The sequence below is a fragment of the Phenylobacterium sp. LjRoot225 genome, assembly GCF_964252855.1.
In the GTDB taxonomy this organism is placed as follows: domain Bacteria; phylum Pseudomonadota; class Alphaproteobacteria; order Caulobacterales; family Caulobacteraceae; genus Phenylobacterium.
Window position 1 is genome coordinate 961648 of sequence record NZ_CAXUPL020000003.1, and the last position, 19132, is coordinate 980779.

A 19132-nucleotide genomic window follows, 5' to 3' on the forward strand; every position below is an offset into this window, starting at 1 on the left:
GCATCAGGGCTTTTTCGGCGTGGAGCTGCTGGACGTGTCGAACGGCCCGGGGGCGTCGACGGTGACGGCGTTGTGGCTGCGCAGGGCTTCGAGCTCGGCGATGCGATGCTCGAAGACGTCCTTGTCGCGCCCGACCACATGGGCCACCAGCGCCTCCATCTGGGCGACGGCGGGGGCGAGGGAGTCGTAGGGGGAATCCACTTCGACCGAGGCGATGAACACCGCGTCCGCAACCTCGGCGATCGGCGACAGCCAGGGGTCGGTGAACAGGATCACCCGGGCGCCGCGGGCGACGGCCTGACGTGCGAAATCGATGACGTCGGTCTGATAGCGGCGGTAGTCGAAGACGATCAGCACATCCTTGCGTCCCATGTCGAGCAGGGCGTCGACGCTCTCGGACGTCAGCGGGGCGATCAGCTCGACGCCAGGCCGGAACTGGGAGAGGTAGCCGGCCAGCATGCCGCCGACGTGGCGGCTGAAGCGGCCGCCGAGGATGTGGACGCGCCCGCGCGCGTTCATGATCAGGTCGGCGGCGCGCTCATAGGGTTCGACGACGGCCGCTTCGGTGGCGTCGCGCATCCGGCGGGTCACCGACATCAGATAGTTGGTGACCTTGTTGCCTTCCCGACCGGCGGACGGCGTTTCGAGCATCATCATCAGCGGCGAGCGCAGCCGCTCCTCGACCTCCTCGAGCAGGCGGGCCTGAAGGGCGGTGAAGCTGTCGAACCCCAGCTTGTTGGCCAGCCGCCCGACGGTCGGGTCGCTCACCCCGGCCCTGCGGGCCAGGGCCGAGGCGCTGCCCAGGCCGGCGCTTGGATAGTCCGCCAGCAAGACCTGGATGATCTTCAGTTCCGACGGCGTCAGCGTCGTCTCCGCCTCGGTGAGCAGTTCGCGCACCGACGTCCCCCGCGATGTGGTTTCCTCGTTCTTCATGGCGTCTTGTCCTTCGATCCCCTCGGGCTCTTCGTGTCTTGTCCCGATCTGAGGGGCAGTTCGATGTAGCTGGAAAAATAGATGCGCTGGGTCGCGGCCCGGTAATCCCCGGGCTTCGCATAGGCGATATTGGGGACGAAGGTCTGCGGGTTGCGGTCGTAGAGCGGGAACCAGCTGGACTGGATCTGCACCACGATCCGGTGCCCCGGGAGGAAGACGTGGTTGGCGTTGGGCAGGGCGAACCGGTAGGGCAGCGCCTGGTCGGGCGCGAGCGCCTCGCCCTTGTCCAGCCGTTGGCGATAACGCCCTCGGAAGATGTCGGCGGAGATCATCAGCTGATAGCCGCCCAGCGTCGGCTGCATGGGATATTCGTCGGGATAGGCGTCGATCACCTTGACCACCCAATCGCTGTCGGAGCCGCTGGTCGAGGCGACGAGATGGGCGATCACGCTTCCGGAAATGGCCACCGGTTCGGTCAGCGGCGCGGTGGCGTAGGTGAGCACGTCGGGGCGGGACTCGAAGGGCCGCTGGTCGTCGGCCAGCCAGATCTTCCAGCTGGTGTCGGGCGCGTCGTTGGGAATGATCGGCGGCACGCGATAGGGCACCGGCTTGGCCGGGTCCGACACGTACTGGTCGTAGCCCGCGGCGTTCTTCGGCGCGCTCAGCGTCAGGCCGCCCGCGGGGCCCAGATAGAGCTTGCCGGCGTCGACGCCGGGCGGCGGCCAGGCGGCGTGGCTCCGCCAGACGTTGCTGCCGGTTTCAAAGGCCCGCACGGGCGGGATCGGCTTGGCCGGCGCGACCCCCTTCAGATACTGGTCGAAGAAGGGGAGCATCATGTCGAGGAGGAAGGTCCGCGTCGTATCTGAGCCCCAGGGGATGGGGCCCAGGCCGGATCCGCTCGCCTGGTGGAACCAGGGGTCCTGCTGGCCGTGGAACCAGGGCCCGATGACCAGGAAGTTGCGGTCGGCGCCGCGGTCCTGGGCCTCCATCGCGGCATAGCTGGCGATCGGGCCGTAGATGTCTTCCTGGTCGTAGAGGCCATGGACGGTCAGCGTCGGCACGCGCATCGGCGCCTTCGACAGCAGCTTGTCGACCGCCTGCTCCTGCCAGAAGGCGGTGTAGGCCGGATTGTCGATCAGCTTCTTCCAGGCCGGCAGCTGGTCCATGCCGCGCGACGACGCCATGGCGTTGGCCGACCCGGCCTTGAGGTAGGCGGAATAGGCGTCGCGCGATCCGAACGGGAACTCGCTGGCCCCCTTCACCGTGGTCTGGCGATAGACGTACTCGAGCGAGAACTGGCGGAAGGCGCCGTTGTGGTACCAGTCGTCGCCCATCCATCCGTCGACCATGGCGTTCATCGGGATCGCCGCCTTCAGCGCCGGGTGCGGCTCGAGCAGGCCCATCAGGGTCGTCCAGCCCTCATAGGAAACGCCGATCAGGCCGACGCGGCCGTTGTTGCCCGGCACGTTCTTGACCAGCCAGTCGATGGTGTCCCAGGCGTCGGTGGTCTGGTCGACCGGCCCGGCGTTGAGCGGGCCGCGCGGCGGCAGGCTCATCACATAGGCGCCTTCCGAGCCGTACTTGCCCCGCACGTCCTGATAGACGCGGATATAGCCGTTCGCGATCAGCGGCGCGTCGGGCAGCGGCACGGCGGAGGCGCCGGCGGGGCTGTTGGGACGCTGGGTCCAGGCCGGCCGGTTGCTGGCGTCATAGGGCGTGCGGGTCAGCACGATCGGCATCGGCGTCTTGCTGGTCTTCGGCCGCCAGACGACGGTGTGCAGCTTCACCCCGTCGCGCATGGGGATCATGTAGTCCTCGCGATCGTAGTCGAAGATCGCGCCGGCCGGCTTGAACTCGGCCGGAATCTCGCTGGGGAGAGACGTCGGCGCCTGCGCTGCGCCCGCCACGCCGCCGGCGAGCAGCGAGATGGCCGCCACCCATTGAACCACCGCCCTCATCGCCCCGCCGTCTCCCTCGCCAAGATCGCAAATCGCCCGAGAATGGACGCCGCTTCCGGCGTCGGCTTCAGCCCCTGGATCGCGCGCGCCGGATCGAGATGCGCCCGGGCGAGCGGCTGGGCGTTCCAGCGGATGATCGCGGCCAGGTCGCCCGGCGCGAATTCGGGATGGAACTGGACGCCCCAGATGCGGGGCGCGAACCGCAGCGCCTGAACGGCCAGGGCGTTGCGCGCCAGCACCACGGCGCCCGGAGGCGGTGTGACGACGCTCTGGAAATGCGAGGCCTGCGCCGCGAAGCGGGCGGGCAGGGCGGCCGTCAGCGGATCGTCCTGGCCCGCCGCGGCCAGCTCCACGGCGACGGTGCCCACCTCGGGTCCGTCCGGCGTCGCCGCGACCGTCCCGCCCAGCATGTCCGCCAGCAGCTGATGGCCAAAACAGACGCCCAGCATCGGCGCGCCCGCGGCGGCGGCCGTGCGCAGCCAGCTCCGCGTCTCGCCGATCCACGGGTCGGGATCGGCCACCATGGCCGCAGCGCCGGTGACCAGGACGCCGGAGACGGTCTCGACCGGCGGCAGGGCCTCGCGTCGCCAGGCCCGGCGGACCAGCGTCGGCTCCGGCCCCAGGGCGTCGCGGAAGAAGGCGCCCATGCCGCCGCGAGCGGCGTGCAGCTCGGGCGCGCTCGTCTCCAGAGGGTCGCATTCGAGGATGAGCAGCGGCGCCGTCGCCATCGGCCTACCACATCATGAAGGGGGCGACGGCTTGGTCGCTGACGCGGCCCTGGACGACGTCCTCGATCGCCTGGCCGATGACCGCGACGCCTTCGTCGGCGTCGTCGTCGGAGAGGTTGAGGGGCGGCGTCAGCTCCAGCACATTGCCGCGCAGGCCGACATAGAGGAACAGCACGCCCAGCTCCCAGGCGCGGTAGATCACCTTGGCGGTGGTGGAGACCGGGACGGGCGCCTTGTTGTCTCGGTCGGCGAGCAGCTCGACGCCGATGGCGAGCCCGCGTCCGCGCACGTCGCCGATCATCTCGTGGCGATCCATCAGCCGGGTCAGGGCCTGGCGCATCCGCGCGCCGGTGCGCTCGGCCCGCTCGGTCAGCCCCTCCCGCGCGATGAGCCGCATCACCGCGCGGCCGGCCGCCGCGGCGACCGGATTGCCCGCGGTGGTCTGAAGCGCGAAGGCCGGCGCGTGATCCATGATCTCGGCGGGGCCCACGACCGCCGAGATCGGCAGCCCGCCGCCCAGCGCCTTGCCGAAGATCACCAGGTCCGGCTCCAACCCCTCGTGCTGGAAGCCGTGCAGCAGGCCGGTCCGGCCCAGCCCCACCTTCACCTCGTCGACCACGATCTTGACGCCATGGGCGCGGCAGCGGTCCTGCAGCGCCTTGAGGAAACCGGGCGGCGGCACGATCAGCCCGCCGTCGGACATCAGGGGCTCGATGAAGACGGCCGCGACCTGGTTGGGCGGACAGGTGGTGGCGAACTGATAGTCGAGCAGGGCCAGCACCTGATCCGGCGTGAAGTCGGGCCGGTAGGGATCGGGATAGGGCAGCAGCACCAGCCCCGGCCGCGGGAGGGTGTGGGTCATCGCCGTATGGCCGCTGATCCCCATCGAGCCGGAGATGGCGCCGTGATAGGAGCCGATGAAGGAGATGAAGCGCTGCCGCTTGGTCGCCGCGGCCAGCACCCGTACGGCGCAGTCGTTGGCGTCCGACCCCGAATGGCCGAACCATACGCGCCGTTCCCCCGCGCCCGGCACGGCCTGCAGCAGGTCCTCGGCCAGGCCAACCGCCTCGGGATTGGGATAGGCCAGCAGGCTGGCGCCGGCCATGTCGCGCGCGGCGTGCGTGACGGCCTCGACGATCTCGGGATGGCCATAGCCGACGATCGCCGGCCCGCAGGAGGCCGAGAGGTCGAGCATGGCGCGGCCGGTCTCGTCGATCAGCCGGCTGCCTTCGCCGCGCACGACCGTCACCGGCGAGAAGCGCAGGCGGCCGATGTTGGCGATCGCCCGGGCGTCGCGTTCAAACAGGGAAGGTGGGGTCATGGGGATCACGCGCCTTGCTTCCGTATCCAGGCGTCGATCTGCGGCACGCCGTTGCGCCGCACGCCGTCACGAAACAGGATCAAGGAGCGCGCGCGCTCGGCGGCCTCCTTGCCTGCGGCCTCGCCGCCCGCGGAGACATAGGCGGCCAGCCGGTCCGCAAGCGCGCGATCGACGCCGCGTTCGGCGATCATCGCAACGATCGCGCCCTTCTCGTAGGTGTCGAGTTTCGGCGCGATCTCCGCATATCGGGCGGTCACGCAATCATAGACCAGCGCCGGGTGCCGTTCGGCGATCGCGCGCAGCAGGGGGACGAAGAGCTGGGCGGGCAGGGCCCGCGTCAGCGTCATATCGAGCGCTCGCCGCGCGATCGCCGGGTCATTGGCGTTGGCCAGGGCCATCAGGTAGAGCCGTTGTTCGGCGCTGTTGGTCGCCTTCGCGCTCCGATCCGCCAGCTCGGCGAAGGTCGCCTGGTCCGCGCCGGCGCCGACCGCCATCACCACCGCCTGGCGAAGGCCGCCCGGCGTCAGCGCCGGATCGGATGCGGCGCCCCGGAACCGCCGCGTCGCTTCGGCGAGCGTGGCGGCGTCGCCGGTGCGCGCCAGGAGATCGATCAGGGCTTCGCGCAGCATGCCGATGTTCGCGGCTTCGTCGGCCGGGCCGACCCAGCCGATGTCGGCGAGCATCGGGGCGAACCGCGCGTGGATGAAGGTCCGGAAGGCGGCCTGGCCGGGCAGGCCCGCATAGGTGCGGTCGAGCTCGCCGGCGTTGCCGGCCAGGGCGAGCGCCAGCAGCGGGTCGGATTTGGCGCTGACCCGCTTCGACAGGTCCATGTAGCGGGCGAAGGCGGCGTCGCCGCCCTCCGCCAGGCCGAAGCTGTCGGCCAGCAGTCCCAGCCGATCAGCAGGCGCCATCTCGTCGAACCGGCTGGCCAGGGCGTCGAAGGAGGCGTCGTCGTAGCGGGTGCGGAAATAGGCGGTCTCACCGGCGTTGATCTTCACCGGCCCGCAGCCCGGGACGGTCATGGCGACGGGGCGCGGGCCCTCGACGACCTGGCGCGCGATCGTATCGGCGCCGACGGTCCGGGCCATGACCGGCACGCGCCAGGACAGCGGCGAGCGCGACGGCGCATCCAGCCCGAAACGGCTCTGGCGCAGCATCACCGTGGAGGTCCGGCGATCCGCGTCGCATCGCGTCGAAAGCACCTCGATCAGCGGCACGCCTTCCTGTCCGGTGAAGTCCTGGACGATGGCCTTGATCGACGGATCGGACGCCTGGACGAGCTCGCCCAGCAGATCGGCCGTGGTCGCATTGCCATAGGCATGGTTGCGCACATGCGCCTGGATCGCCGTGCGGAAGGCGGCCTCCCCGACCCAGGCCTCGATCATGCGGATGATCTGGCTGCCCTTCTCGTAGGTGATCTCGTCGAAGGCGAGCGTCGCCTCCTCGAGCGTGTGGACCTCCCGGACGATCGGATGGGTGGTCGATCGCGCGTCCAGGCGGAACGCCGCCTCGCGGCTGTCGGCCACCTGCAGCCAGATCTGCCATTCGGGGTGGAAATGATCCGCCGTCTTGGCCGCCATCCAGGAGGCGAAGCCTTCGTTCAGCCAGAGGTCGTCCCACCACTTCATGGTGACCAGATTGCCGAACCACTGGTGCGCGACCTCGTGGGCGACGACGACGTAGACGGTCTGGCGGTCCGCCTGGGTGGAGATGGCCGGATCGACCAGGATGTAGGGCTCGAAATAGAAGATCGCCCCCCAGTTCTCCATCGCGCCGAAACCGCCCGCACCCGGCATGCCGACATTGTCCAGCTTGGGCAGGGGGTAGGAGACGCCGAAGTAGTCGTTGAAGTAGTCCAGCGCCTGGGCCGATGCGTTGAGCGCGTCGCGTCCTTGTTCGGCCTTGCCGCGCTGGAGCACGACGCCGACGTCGGTGTCGCCGACCTGGCGCGCGATGCGATCGAAGGCGCCGACCGAGAAGAACAGCAGGTAGGAGCTCATTTTCGGCGTCGGGGCGAAGTGGAATCGCGCGCCGCCCCCCGGCAAGTCCTCGCGACGTTCGACCGGCATGTTGGCGACCACCGCGTCGCCCGCCGGCGAGGCGACGTCGATGTCGAACACGGCCTTCAGATCCGGCTGATCCCACAGCGGCGCGAAGCTGCGCGCCGTCGCGATGCAGCACAGGTGGGTGAACAGCATCTGCCCGGTTCGACCTTCCGCCGTGGGGTAGTCGACCTTGAAGAGCCCTTCCACATTGCGGGTGATCGCGCCCTCCCAGGACAGGGAGATCTTGTGCGCGCCGACCGGCAGCGGCGTCGGGAAGGTGAAGGTCGCGCGCTGGCGGGCGGTGTCATAGGCTACGACCGCCGACTGGCCGCCATCCAGCACCGCCTCGCCGATCTTCAGCCCGACGGCGTTGACCGTGACCGTGGCCGTGGGCCTGGTCACCGTGAATTCCAGCGCGCCGCGGCCCGAAAAACGCTCCCACGCCGCGTCCGGGGTGATGGATAGGGTGTAGCGCTCCGGCCGCGTATCGTCCGGCAGGCGCTCCAGTCCGTCGCCCGCGGCGCGCGCCGGCGAGGAGAGGACGAGGAGGGCGGCGAAGGCCGCGCCGAAGAGCGCTGACTTCGCCGTCTTCGCCATCGCACGGTTGGGGCCCCGGTCGATCATCCGCCGATCTCCTCGATTTCCGCCGTGATCGCCGCCGCCAGCCGCGTCGCCCAGCCCTCGACGCCGTCCTGGTCCGCCAACTGGTCGTTGCGGACTTCGATCAGCACGGCCGGAATGTCCCGTCCGTCGCCGTAGATCGGCAGCGCATAGTCGTCCTCCGGATTCACCTGGTATGGCTGATTGAGGCCGATCAACCGGTCCGATCCGGCGCTGAGCCGGCGCGCCAGCCGCTCGGCCGTCGCCCGCGATTTTCCGAACAGGACGCCCGCATGCCAGGGCCGCGCCTGTCCCAGGAAGACCGGCGTGAAGCTGTGGACCGTGACCAGCAGCGTCGGGCGGCCGCACGCCTGCCGCTCGTCGAGATGGCGGGCGACCGCATGGTGGAAGGGCGTGAAGATCCGGTCCGCGCGCCGCCGCCGTTCCGCGTCGGACAGGGCAAGGTTGCCGGGAATATCGGTGTCCTCGGACCGGACCGGTATGGAGCTCGCTGCGCCCAGCGGGCGGTTGAGGTCGACCAGCAGCCGCGAGTAGGCGCCCAGGAAGGCGGTCGCATCCAGCAATTCCGACAGATGGCGGGTGAGCGCCGCCGCGCCGATATCCCAGGCGATATGCCGATCGGTCTGCGCGGCGTCCAAGCCCAGCTGCGCATATTCGGCGGGAATATGCCGGGACGCATGTTCGCACAGCAGAAGGACGGGCGAGGCGCCCCGGGGGTTGGCCGCCTCGACGGGGTCAGGCCAATCGACGCTCGACGTCTCCCGGGAGGGCGAAACCGGCATTGTCACTCCGAACACTTGGAACTCTACGGGTATGGGACCTCGCCGGCCCGCCCGATCAGGGGCGGGCCGGCGAGGCCGGCGGCCATCAAAGGCCGTAGCGGACGGTGACGCCGATGGTGCGCGGGCGGACCGTGACGGTCGTGTCGCGCAGGCTGGCGGGCAGGTTCCCCTCGTCCTCGGTGCGGAAGAAGTAGAGCTGCGCGCGCTTGTCGAAGACGTTGTCGGCGAAGAAGACTAGTTCCGTGCGGTCGTTGATCCGCGCTCCGAAACGGGCGTTCATCAGGGCGTAGGACTTCTGCGTGTGGCTGGAATAGCCGTTCAGGACCTTGTCTTGATAGGAGACGTCCGCCAGCACATAGGCGTCATGTCCGGTCGCGATGGGAAAGCTGTATTGCGCGCTCGCCGACGCCGTCCACTTGGGCACCAGCGGCAGCCGGTCGCCGGAGAAGATGCCGATGTCGGGATTGGACCGGGTGAACTTGGCGTCGGTGTAGCCGGCTGACCCCGAGATGTTCAGATTGTCGGTGACGTTCACGCTGAGTTCGGCTTCGACGCCCTGGCTCCTGGCCTTGCCGACATTGCCGACGAAGGTGAAGCCGCACTGTTCGAGCAGCACCGTCTGCTGCACGTTGGTCCAGTTGATCCTGTAGGCGGCGATGTTCAGCGACGCGCGCCGGTTGAAGGACAGCTTGGAGCCGATCTCATAGCTCCACAGCTTGTCGGGCTCGAATTCCTTCGGCGCTTCCGAGAGGCCGAGGGCGGCCAGATCGGCGCTGCAGAGGGATGTCGGGATCGCGCCCGCCGCGCCGCCGGGGCGGAAGCCCTTGGTCGCCGAGGCGTAGACCAGCTTGTCCCGGTCGGGCTTGTAGCTGAGCTGGAGCTTGGGCGAGAAGGCCGAGGCCGATCCCTTGCCCGCATAGGGGTCGGGTTCGCCGTCCACGAACCAGCGGGTGTCCTGGGTCTGCTTGCCCTTGAACCAGCGCAGCCCGGCGGTCGCCGACAAGGTGTCGGTGAAGCGGAAGGTTCCCTCGCCGAACAGGGCGTACTGCTTCTCCGTGTTGGCCTGGGTGCCGTTGAAGAAGGACGGCAAGCTGGGGTCGCCGTCCGCCCTGGGGTAGTCCTGTCTGAAGAACCGGTCTTCATCCAGGTAGAAGAAGCCGGTCACCGCGCTCCAACGATCCGACTTGTAGGAAAGACGAAGCTCTTCGCTCAGCCGCTTGCTGCTCAAGCTCTGGAGCGAGGTCTGGTTCTGGTCCGCCGTGATCAGGTCGTAGTGGTAAAAGCTGAGCGTATGGTCCTCCACCGAGCTGAAGGAGGATTTGAAATAGGAGGTGGCGGAGAACAGCACCCAGTTCCCGCGCGTCCAGCGGACTTCCCCGCCATAGAGGGTGAAGCTGTTCCGCTCGGGCGTGGCGATGTCTCGATCGAAGACGACCAGATCGCCATAGGCGCTGTCGTAGTAGTTGCCGAACGGCATGCGCGTCTTCTGGTGGAAGATGCTAGGCGTGATCGTCAGCTCGGGCGTCGCCTGGAGCTCGGCGGCGACGCGCACGCCCCAGCTGCGCTCGTCGTTGATGTCCTTCTTGGCCGCCGCGACGCCCGACGCGCCCTGTTGGACGACATTGTCGATATAGCCGCCCTCGAAGCGATAGTAGCCGACGGCGCGCAGCGCGAGCACGTCCTTGATCAGCGGCACGTTGACCATGCTGTTGCCGGAATAGCTCTCCTGCCCGTGCCGTGTGGCCGAGAGCGTCGTGTCGCCGCGATAGTCGAACTGGTTCTGCTGCGGCTTGTTCAGGACGAGGCGGATGGCTCCGCCCATGGAGTTGGCGCCGTAGAGCGTGCCCTGCGGACCGCGCAGCACCTCGATCCGCTCGATGTCGAACAGCTTGGGATCCATCACCGGGATCGGCGCGTCGTCGATGTAGTAGGCGACCGTAGGCACCCCGTCGAAGCCGGACTCGATGCCGCGCAGGTTCAGCCGGCGTCCGCCGCGGATGTCGTCGCGCGCGCCGGCCGCCGACAGGGATTGAAAGCCCAGGCCCGGGACGCGGCGGACATAGTCGATGAAGCTGTCCATGCCCGCGCGTTCGATGCTGGCCTGGTCGATGGCGGTGATGCTGACGGGCACGTCGCCCAGCCGGGTCGCGCCAAGCTTGGTGGCGGTCACGACGACCTCGTCCACCATCTGCGGCTGCGACCGCGCGGGCGTCTCCTGGGCGCTGGCGCAGGACGGGCCGGCCGCCGCCATGGCCGCGGCGATTGCGCCCGTCGCAACGGAATGCAAGGCCCACTTCTGTCCGATTAGCATCTGATCCCCCTCGTTGCGGTGCGCCCACCTCGCCCGGACATCCGCCGAGCGCCTGCCGCTTCCCCCCCGCCCCACCTGTGTAGGATTATCGATATTTCTTCATTGATGCATCCAATATGGGTCATGTCAAACATATAACATATCTGGGTTATAGTGATGAATTGTCTGCCTCGGCATTGACGCGGCGCCGAACATCCATTTCCATGGCTCAGGTCGCGGTCAGGGGCGGGCGTCCATGGAAGACGAAGCGCAAGAGGGTGGGGCAGGCGGGCTGCGAAGGCAGCTGCAGTCGCGACACCTGGCGATGATCTCCGTCGGCGGAATCATCGGCTCGGGCCTCTTCGTGGGGAGCAGCGCCGCCATCGCCGCCGCCGGGCCCGCCGTGGTGGTCAGCTATGCGCTGGCCGGCGTGCTGGTCCTGTTCGTCATGCGGATGCTGGGTGAGATGGCCGCCCTGTCGCCCGACGCCGGCTCGTTCACCGAATACATCCGGCAAGGCCTGGGGAATGGCGCCGGCTTCATCGCCGGATGGCTCTACTGGTACTTCTGGGTGCTGGCGCTGGCGGTGGAAGCCCTGTCGGGCGCGGCGATCCTGCATGGCTGGCTCGGCCTGCCGATCTGGCAGATCGGCTTTGGCCTTCTGCTGCTGCTGACCTTCGTCAACCTGATGTCCGCCCGGGTGTTCGGCGAGGCGGAGTTCTGGCTGTCGGCGGCCAAGCTGACGGCGCTGATCGCATTCATTCTGCTGGGCGGGGCGTGGCTGGCGGGGTGGATCCCTTCGCCGGCCGCGCCGTCCCCGGGCCTGGCCTCGACTCTGGCCGGCCATGGCGGCTTCGCGCCCCTGGGCTGGGGCGCCATGTTCGCCTGCATCACCACGGTGATCTTCGCCTTGGTGGGCGCCGAGATCGTCACCGTCGCCGCCGCCGAATCCCGTGAGCCGGAGCGCACCATCGCCCGGCTGACCACCAGCCTGGTGATCCGGCTCGGACTGTTCTTCGTCCTGTCGATGCTGGTCGTGGTGTCGATCGTGCCCTGGACCGAGATCCACCCGGGCGCGTCGCCCTTCGCCATGGCCTTGGACCGGATCGGCATTCCCGGCGTCGCCGGGATCATGAACCTGGTCGTGCTGATCGCGGTGACCTCCTGTCTCAACGCCGGCTTCTATGTCTCCTCGCGGGTCCTGTTCGCGCTGGCCCGGGAGGGCGACGCGCCGCGCTGGATGGTCCGCCTCAACCCGCGCGGCGTTCCCGTCGGCGCCGTGCTCGCCGGCAGCGGAGTCGCCTGTCTGGCGCTGGTCGGCGCGATCTCATTTCCCGACGCGATCTTCGCCTTCCTGGTGAACGCCTCCGGCGTCGTCATGCTGGTGATCTATCTGATGCTCGCCCTGGCGCAGATCCGGCATCGACGCCGGGTGGAGCGGGACGCGCCGCAGCGCCTGACCTTCCGGGTCTGGTTCTTTCCCTACAGCAGCTACGCCGTGCTGGCGGCGATCGTGGCGATCCTGCTGGCCATGACGGTCCGGCCGGATCTGCGGGCCCAGCTCTGGTCCGGCCTGGCGTTGACGGCCGCCATCTTCCTTCTCTGGGCGATCCGTCGCGCGCGGAGCGCGGCGCCGGTCCCCGCTGTCTTGTGAGACGCCGTCAAAATGACCGACTTTCCAGTCTCTCGACGTGGCCTGCTTGGCGGGCTGACGATGGCCGGCGCGATGACGGCGCCTCGCGGGACCGCAGCCGCGCCTGGTAAGAGCTGGGACTATGTCGTGGTCGGCGCGGGCGTGTTCGGCGCCTGGACCGCATGGACGCTGCGCCGGCGGCGCGCGCGCGTTCTGCTGGTCGACGCCTGGGGGCCCGCGCATGCCCGCGCTTCGTCCGGCGGCGAGACACGTCTGATCCGCACGGAATATGCCGGCGACCCGCTCTACACCCGCATGGCGTGGGACTCGCTGGCGGAATGGCGCAGCTTGTCGGCGCGTCATGAGAACGCGCTCTTCCATCAGGTGGGAGCGCTCTACATCTTTCCCCGGGACGATGCGGGCATCGACCGCAGCATCGCGCTGCAGCGCGCCCTGGGCATTCCGGTCGAGAAGCTGCCGGTGGCCGATATGCATCGGCGATGGCCTCAGCTGAGCTACGCCGACATCACGCTCGGCGTCTACCAGCCGACCATGGGCGCGCTCATGGCGCGCCGAAGCGTGCAGGCGCTGGTGACGGAATTCGTCGCGGCCGGGGGCGAGTACCGCCAGATGGAGATCCTGCCGCCCCGGGCTCAGGGACAGGGGCTTTCCGGGATCGAGGCGAGCGATGGCCGGACGCTGTCGGCCGGCCGCTATGTCTTTGCGTGCGGCCCCTGGCTGCCGCGCCTCTTCCCCGACGTCGTCGGCGCGCGGATCGCGCCCAGCCGACAGGACGTCTTCTTCTTCGCTCCCGATCCGGGCGACGCGCGTTTCGGGGAAGCGAGCCTGCCCGCCTGGGTCGACATGAGCAGCGCGGATCTGCACTACGGCTTTCCCGACATCGAGTCGCGCGGCTTCAAGGTCGCGCTGGACGCTCACGGCCCGAAGATCGATCCCGACACCGCCGACCGGCGCATCGGCGACCAGGCCCTGGCGGATGTCCGCGCCTATCTGGCCCGGCGCTTTCCCGCCCTGGCGCAGCGTCCGTTGGCGGAATCGCGGGTCTGCCAGTACGAGAACAGCGACAACGGCGACCTGCTGATCGACCGGCATCCCGGATGGGGCAATGTCTGGATCGTCGGCGGAGGCAGCGGACACGGCTTCAAACATGGTCCCGCGGTCGGTCGCTACGTCGCCGGGCTGACGGACGGCGCGGCGGCCGAGCCTCGCTTCCTGCTTGCCGCCCATGCGCCGCATGGCGAGCGGCCGGCATGACCGCCGTTGACCGGGCGAACGAGGAGGGCGTGCTCAGCCGGCTGCGGCGAGGAGAGGGCGCGGTCTGGATCAATGACCGGCGGACGCCCTCGTCCCGGCCGACGCCGCCGATCGATGTGGCGGGCGCCGAAGGTCGCTGGCGGCGGTTCGCCCCTGTCCTGGCGGCGCTCTTCCCCGAAGCGGGATGGGACGGCCAGGTCCGGTCTCCCCTGGTGGATTTCCCAGGCGAGGCGCTGCTGGTGAAGTGCGACCACGCGCTGCCGATGACGGGATCGATCAAGGCGCGCGGCGGGGTGCATGAGGTGCTCTTCGTCGCCGAGGGGCTGGGCCTCGAGGCCGGACTGATCGAGCGCGGCGGCGGCGACTATGGCGTGCTGGCGAGCGACGCCGCGCGCGGCCTCTTCGCACGCAGCCGGATCATGGTCGCGAGCACGGGCAATCTCGGCTTCAGCGTCGGCCTCGTCGCCAGGGCCCTGGGCTTCCAGGTGGAGGTCCACATGTCCGCCGACGCCAAGCGATGGAAGAAGGAGCGGCTGCGCGCGCTGGGCGCAAAGGTGATCGAGCACGACGCCGACTACAGCCATGCGGTCGCCAGCGCCCGCGGCGTCGCCGGCGCGACCGGCGCCTATTTTGTCGATGACGAGTATTCGCCCGCGCTGCTTGCAGGCTATGCGACGGCGGCCCGTGAGCTCGCCGACCAGCTGTCGGAGCGGGGCGTCAGCATCTCGCTGCGCCGACCGCTGCACGTCTACATCCCTTGCGGGGTGGGCGGCGCGCCGGGCGGCGTCACCTATGGGCTGAAGGCGATCTTCGGCGAGGCGGTTCGCTGCTTCTGGGCGCAGCCGGCGGCGTCGGCCTGCATGATCGCCGCCCTGGCCGCCGGCGACGGCCGCGCCGTCTCGGTGCAGGAGATCGGGCTCAGCGGGCGCACCGCGGCGGACGGCATGGCCGTGCCGCGCGCCTCCGACCTGGTGCTCGATCTCGCCGGCCACATGGTCGAGGCGATTGTCGCGCTTCACGATGCGGAGATGCAGGCCTGGGTCCGCCGCGCATGGCGTGTGGCTGGATTGCGGCTCGAGCTCTCCGGCGCCGCGGGGCTGGCGGCCGTCGATCGTGTGCGGCGCGACCTCGGCCTGCAATCGGCGGATGCGGTCAATGTCGCATGGACGACCGGGGGCGCCTTGCTGCCCGACAGCGAGTTCCAGGCCCTGCTTTAACGGGATCCGAAGGGGCGCGGCGTCGGCTCCGGCATGGCGGCCGGAGACCCTCGCGGTCAGCGCCTATGGCGCCAGGCGCTCACGTAGGTGTGACCATCTGGTCCCGGGTCGCCTTCTTCCGACGACGCCTCGAAGAGGATGCAGGATCGCTCGCCGAGGAGCGGAGGATGGTGGACGCGACAGGGATTGAACCTGTGACCCCCTCGATGTCAACGAGGTGCTCTCCCGCTGAGCTACGCGTCCGTACCATGCGTCTCCCGGGCGGGCCGGGAGCGGGAAGGCCGCGGATATAACGGTCGGACTTCGCTCGCGCAAGGGGTCGATTAGGCGGCGATCATCCGGTCGACTTCGTGGACGATCTCGCGCAGGTGGATCGGCTTGGACAGCACCTTGGCGCCGGCAGGCGCAGCCTCGCCGGCGGCGAGCGCCACGGCGGCGAAGCCGGTGATGAACATGATCCGCAGGCCGGGGTGCTTTGCGGCCGCCTGGCGGGCGACCTCGATCCCGTCGAGACCCGGCATGACGATGTCGGTGAGCAACAGGTCCCACTCTTGATCGAGGACGGCGGCGGCCTCGTCGCCATCGGCGCAGGCCGTGACGTCATAGCCGGCGCGCTCCAGTGCGCGAGCGAGGAACCCGCGCAAAGAATCGTCATCTTCAGCGAGGAGGATGCGGGGCATGGTGGCGCCTGACATTCGAAACCATCTATAAAGCTGAGAGATCAGCATAGGGTTTAAGCGTAAAGGGGCGATGAACCCTTTGACCGACCTGTATGCTGAGCGTTCAATAGATTCGATGGACGCCTGGGTGCCAATTCTCATCGACGCCGCGCCAGAGCCGACTGCGCCGATGGACGACTCCGCGCCGGCGTTCGACCTGCGACGCGCCGCGGCCGAGGGCGTCCCGCCGCCGACGCCGCTGGTGTTCGCCTCGCCGCACTCGGGCCGCCTCTATCCCGATGACATGATGGCCGCCGCCGCCCTCGACGCCCACGCGATCCGCCGGTCCGAGGACGTGCTGGTCGACGACCTGATCGGCCGCGCGGCGGACCTCGGCGCCGCCGTCATCGCCGCCCGCTACGCCCGCGCCTACATCGACGTGAACCGCGAGGCCTTCGAACTGGATCCGGCGATGTTCGTCGACGAACTGCCGGACTTCGCCCGCGCCCGCACCGCCCGGGTCGCGGCGGGCCTGGGCGCGATCGCCCGGGTGGTTTCGGAGGGCCAGGAGATCTATGCCCGCAAGCTGACCTTCGCCGAGGCGCGCGGGCGGATCGACCGGGCGCATCGGCCCTATCACGCCGCACTTCAGCGGCTGATCGCCGAGGCGCATGAGGCGCACGGCTTCGCCATCCTGATCGACTGGCACTCCATGCCCTCGGCGGCGGCCCGGGCCGGGCGCGACCGGCCGAGCGACTTCGTCCTGGGCGACCGATTCGGCGCGGCCTGCGCCGGCGCCCTGACCGCCCAGGTGGAGCGTGAGCTGGAAGCCATGGGCTACCGGGTGGCTCGCAACTCGCCCTACGCCGGAGGCTACACCACCGAACACTACGGGCGCCCGGCGCGGCGCACCCACGCCCTGCAGATCGAGATCAATCGCGGGCTCTATCTGAACGAGACGACGCTCGAGCCCACCGCCCGCTTCGCCCGGTTGAAGGCCGACCTGGAGCGGCTGACGGCGTCGCTCGCCGGGACCGACTGGTCGGCGCTGCGGGAGAGCTGAGAGGCGGCGTCGTTTCTGTGCCATCCCGGAAAGCGCGCAGCGCTTGTCCGGGACCCATGAACACGGCGCTGCCGGGAGAGCGCGGCGCGGCTGAGGGCCGATTCCACGCGCCGTGTTCATAGATCCCGGTCTTTCGCTGCGCGAAAACCGGGATGACAGCCGCAATTTCGGCTCGTGCGCTGCTCGAAAACCAGGACGAACCGCGCCTCGTCCGGCCTTCAGGCCAAAAAAAAGCCGCGCCCGAAGGCGCGGCAAGTCATTAGGGAGGAAACGCCCAGGAAGGGCAGAAGCGTCAGCGACGCCTCACAAGGTCCTTATACGGTGCAACGCACAACGCAGCAAGCGAGGTAGGATTAAAAATTCCTCACAAAGCCATTAGCTGGCCTGATCAGTTAAATTTTATAAGGGGTTGCAGCCGAGAGGCTCTCTCTTATATCGCTGCACTGCACAACGGCTGTCGCCGCCCTGTCGCCGAATCGGCGAATCGGTCGCTGGCCTGAACACAACTCCATGCTGGCGGTGAAGGCCCCCTTCGCCTAAAAGCCCGCCTTTCCGCCTCCCCCGAGACCGTCCAAGCCCATGTCGCTCCGCAACATCGCCATCATCGCCCACGTCGACCACGGCAAGACCACCCTGGTGGATCAGCTGCTCGCCCAGTCGGGCGTGTTCCGAGCCAACGAGGCGACGGTCGAGCGCGCCATGGACTCCAACGACCAGGAGCGCGAGCGCGGGATCACCATCCTGGCCAAGTGCACCAGCGTCCTGTGGCACGGCGAGGCCGGCGAGACCCGGATCAACATCATCGACACCCCTGGCCACGCCGACTTCGGCGGCGAGGTGGAGCGGATCCTCGGCATGGTGGATGGCTGCGTCATCCTGGTCGACGCCGAAGAAGGCGTCATGCCGCAGACCAAGTTCGTGCTCGGCAAGGCCCTGAAGATGGGCCTGCGGCCGATCCTCTGCCTGAACAAGGTCGACCGCCCGCACGCCGATCCCGACCGCATCCTCAACGACGTGTTCGACCTGTTCGCCGCCATGGGCGCGACGGACGAACAGCTCGACTTCCCGCACATCTACGCCTCCGGCAAGAACGGCTGGGCCACGCTCGACATGGCCAAGCCCAACGACACCCTGGCGCCGCTGTTCGACCTGATCGTGCGCCACGTGCCCGAGCCCAAGGTCGTGGAGAACAAGGACAAGCCGTTCCAGATCCTGTCGGTGCTGATCGAGAACGACCCCTTCCTGGGTCGCCTGCTCACCGGCCGCATCCAGTCGGGCAAGGCCGTCCCCGGCCTGGCCATCCACGCCCTGTCGCTGGACGGCAAGGAGATCGAGCGTGGCCGCATCACCAAGGTGCTGGCCTTCCGCGGCCTGAAGCGCCAGCCGATCGAGGACGCCGAAGCCGGCGACATCGTCGCCATCGCCGGCCTCTCCAAGGCCACCGTGGCCGACACACTCTGCGCCATGGACGTCACCGAGGCGCTGCCGGCCCAGCCGATCGATCCGCCGACCATCTCCATGACGGTCTCGGTCAACGACAGCCCGCTGGCCGGCCGCGAAGGCGACAAGGTGCAGAGCCGCGTGATCGCCGCTCGCCTCTTCAAGGAAGCCGAGTCCAACGTCGCCATCCGGGTCACCGAGACCAGCGAAAAGGACGCCTACGAGGTCGCCGGCCGCGGCGAACTGCAGCTGGGCGTGCTGATCGAGGGCATGCGCCGCGAGGGCTTCGAGCTCTCCATCAGCCGCCCGCGGGTGGTCTTCCAGATCGATCCGGAGACCGGCGAGAAGCTGGAGCCGATCGAGGACGTGATGATCGACGTGGACGACGAGTTCACCGGCATCGTCATCGAGAAGCTGTCGGCCCGTAAGGCCGAGCTGAAGGACATGGGCCCGTCCGGCGCCGGCAAGACCCGGATCAGCCTGATGTCGCCATCGCGCTCGCTGATCGGCTACCAGGGCGAATTCCTCACTGACACCCGCGGTTCGGGCGTGCTGAACCGCGTCTTCTCCCACTATGAGCCCTACAAGGGGGCGATCGACGCCGGGCGTAAGGGCGTGCTGGTTTCCAACTCGGACGGCGAGACCGCAGCCTTTGCCCTGTGGAACCTCGAGGACCGCGGCGTGATGTTCGTGGGCGCCGGCGAGAAGACCTACGAAGGCATGATCATCGGCGAGAACAGCCGCGCCGACGACCTCGACGTCAATCCGATGAAGGCCAAGCAGCTCACCAACGTCCGCGCCTCCGGCAAGGACGAGGCGATCCGCCTGACCCCGCCGCGCCGGCCGACCCTCGAACAGGCGATCGCCTACATCGAGGAAGACGAACTGGTCGAAGTCACGCCGAAGTCGATCCGCCTGCGCAAGCGGGTGCTGAACCCCAGCTTCCGCAAGAAGCGCGTGAAGCAAGACGCGTAGGACGGCCCTCCCCTTATGGGGAGGGACAGCTCGCCGTAGGCGAGCGGCGCGAAGTATCCCCACGACTGTCATCCCGGTTTTTCGCGGAGCGAAAAGACTGGGGACCCATGAACACGGCGCTTCAAGGCGGGAATCCGTCGCGCCACGCGAACTCTCGTTCTCCGGTGTGCATGGGTCCCGGTCTTCGCTGCG

The 19132-nt window shown here is 68.8% G+C and carries 13 protein-coding genes and 1 tRNA gene; 5 read left to right on the forward strand and 9 right to left on the reverse strand.

Annotated elements, in window-relative coordinates; translation table 11 throughout:
* Positions 1-3: 3 nt before the first annotated feature.
* From ACSQ2B_RS19795 to ACSQ2B_RS19825, 7 genes are all read right to left on the reverse strand, one after another.
* A complete protein-coding gene (locus ACSQ2B_RS19795) occupies positions 4-933 on the reverse strand; it encodes a MurR/RpiR family transcriptional regulator (protein WP_436052474.1) in 930 nt (309 codons plus the stop codon).
* Positions 930-2891 (reverse strand): CocE/NonD family hydrolase, encoded by a 1962-nt coding sequence (locus ACSQ2B_RS19800; protein ID WP_436052476.1) that lies wholly within the window; start codon positions 2889-2891, stop codon positions 930-932. Before ACSQ2B_RS19800 ends, ACSQ2B_RS19795 begins: the two co-directional genes overlap by 4 nt.
* On the reverse strand, positions 2888-3619 hold the full coding sequence (locus tag ACSQ2B_RS19805) for a glutamine amidotransferase (protein WP_436052478.1): 732 nt from the start codon (positions 3617-3619) through the stop codon (positions 2888-2890). The genes ACSQ2B_RS19800 and ACSQ2B_RS19805 overlap by 4 nt, the downstream gene beginning before the upstream one ends.
* 4 nt (positions 3620-3623) lie before the next feature.
* Complete coding sequence (locus tag ACSQ2B_RS19810; protein WP_436052480.1) at positions 3624-4940, reverse strand: aspartate aminotransferase family protein; 1317 nt, start codon at positions 4938-4940, stop codon at positions 3624-3626.
* 5 nt (positions 4941-4945) lie between these two features.
* Positions 4946-7609 carry a M1 family metallopeptidase gene (locus ACSQ2B_RS19815; protein ID WP_436052482.1) on the reverse strand — a complete coding sequence of 888 codons (2664 nt, stop codon included), beginning with the start codon at positions 7607-7609 and terminating at the stop codon, positions 4946-4948.
* Positions 7606-8388: an N-formylglutamate amidohydrolase gene (locus ACSQ2B_RS19820; RefSeq protein ID WP_436052484.1), complete on the reverse strand. Its 783-nt coding sequence runs from the start codon at positions 8386-8388 to the stop codon at positions 7606-7608. Before ACSQ2B_RS19820 ends, ACSQ2B_RS19815 begins: the two co-directional genes overlap by 4 nt.
* Positions 8389-8473: 85 nt before the next feature.
* Positions 8474-10699 (reverse strand): TonB-dependent receptor, encoded by a 2226-nt coding sequence (locus ACSQ2B_RS19825; protein WP_436052486.1) that lies wholly within the window; start codon positions 10697-10699, stop codon positions 8474-8476.
* A 235-nt stretch (positions 10700-10934) separates the two neighbouring features.
* Here ACSQ2B_RS19825 and ACSQ2B_RS19830 point away from each other — a divergent pair, with 235 nt between their 5' ends.
* Genes ACSQ2B_RS19830 through ACSQ2B_RS19840 form a run of 3 tightly spaced genes read left to right on the forward strand, consistent with a single transcriptional unit; the run spans position 10935 to position 14803 of the window.
* Positions 10935-12332: an amino acid permease gene (locus ACSQ2B_RS19830; protein WP_436052488.1), complete on the forward strand. Its 1398-nt coding sequence runs from the start codon at positions 10935-10937 to the stop codon at positions 12330-12332.
* A gap of 12 nt (positions 12333-12344) precedes the next feature.
* Complete coding sequence (locus tag ACSQ2B_RS19835; RefSeq protein ID WP_436052490.1) at positions 12345-13586, forward strand: FAD-dependent oxidoreductase; 1242 nt, start codon at positions 12345-12347, stop codon at positions 13584-13586.
* Positions 13583-14803: a D-serine ammonia-lyase gene (locus ACSQ2B_RS19840; protein WP_436052492.1), complete on the forward strand. Its 1221-nt coding sequence runs from the start codon at positions 13583-13585 to the stop codon at positions 14801-14803. Before ACSQ2B_RS19835 ends, ACSQ2B_RS19840 begins: the two co-directional genes overlap by 4 nt.
* Positions 14804-14971: 168 nt before the next feature.
* On the opposite strand, the gene ACSQ2B_RS19845 is transcribed toward ACSQ2B_RS19840, so the two are convergent.
* Positions 14972-15046: transfer RNA gene (locus ACSQ2B_RS19845), tRNA-Val, on the reverse strand.
* 80 nt (positions 15047-15126) lie between these two features.
* On the reverse strand, positions 15127-15483 hold the full coding sequence (gene cpdR, locus ACSQ2B_RS19850; protein ID WP_436052494.1) for a cell cycle two-component system response regulator CpdR: 357 nt from the start codon (positions 15481-15483) through the stop codon (positions 15127-15129).
* 115 nt (positions 15484-15598) lie between these two features.
* On the opposite strand from cpdR, the gene ACSQ2B_RS19855 reads away from it, so the two are divergent.
* Entirely contained in the window at positions 15599-16525 is a 927-nt protein-coding gene (locus ACSQ2B_RS19855; RefSeq protein WP_436052496.1) for an N-formylglutamate amidohydrolase, read from the forward strand.
* Positions 16526-17104: 579 nt separating this feature from the next.
* Positions 17105-18940 carry a translational GTPase TypA gene (typA, locus tag ACSQ2B_RS19860; RefSeq protein ID WP_436052498.1) on the forward strand — a complete coding sequence of 612 codons (1836 nt, stop codon included), beginning with the start codon at positions 17105-17107 and terminating at the stop codon, positions 18938-18940.
* Positions 18941-19132 lie beyond the last annotated feature (192 nt).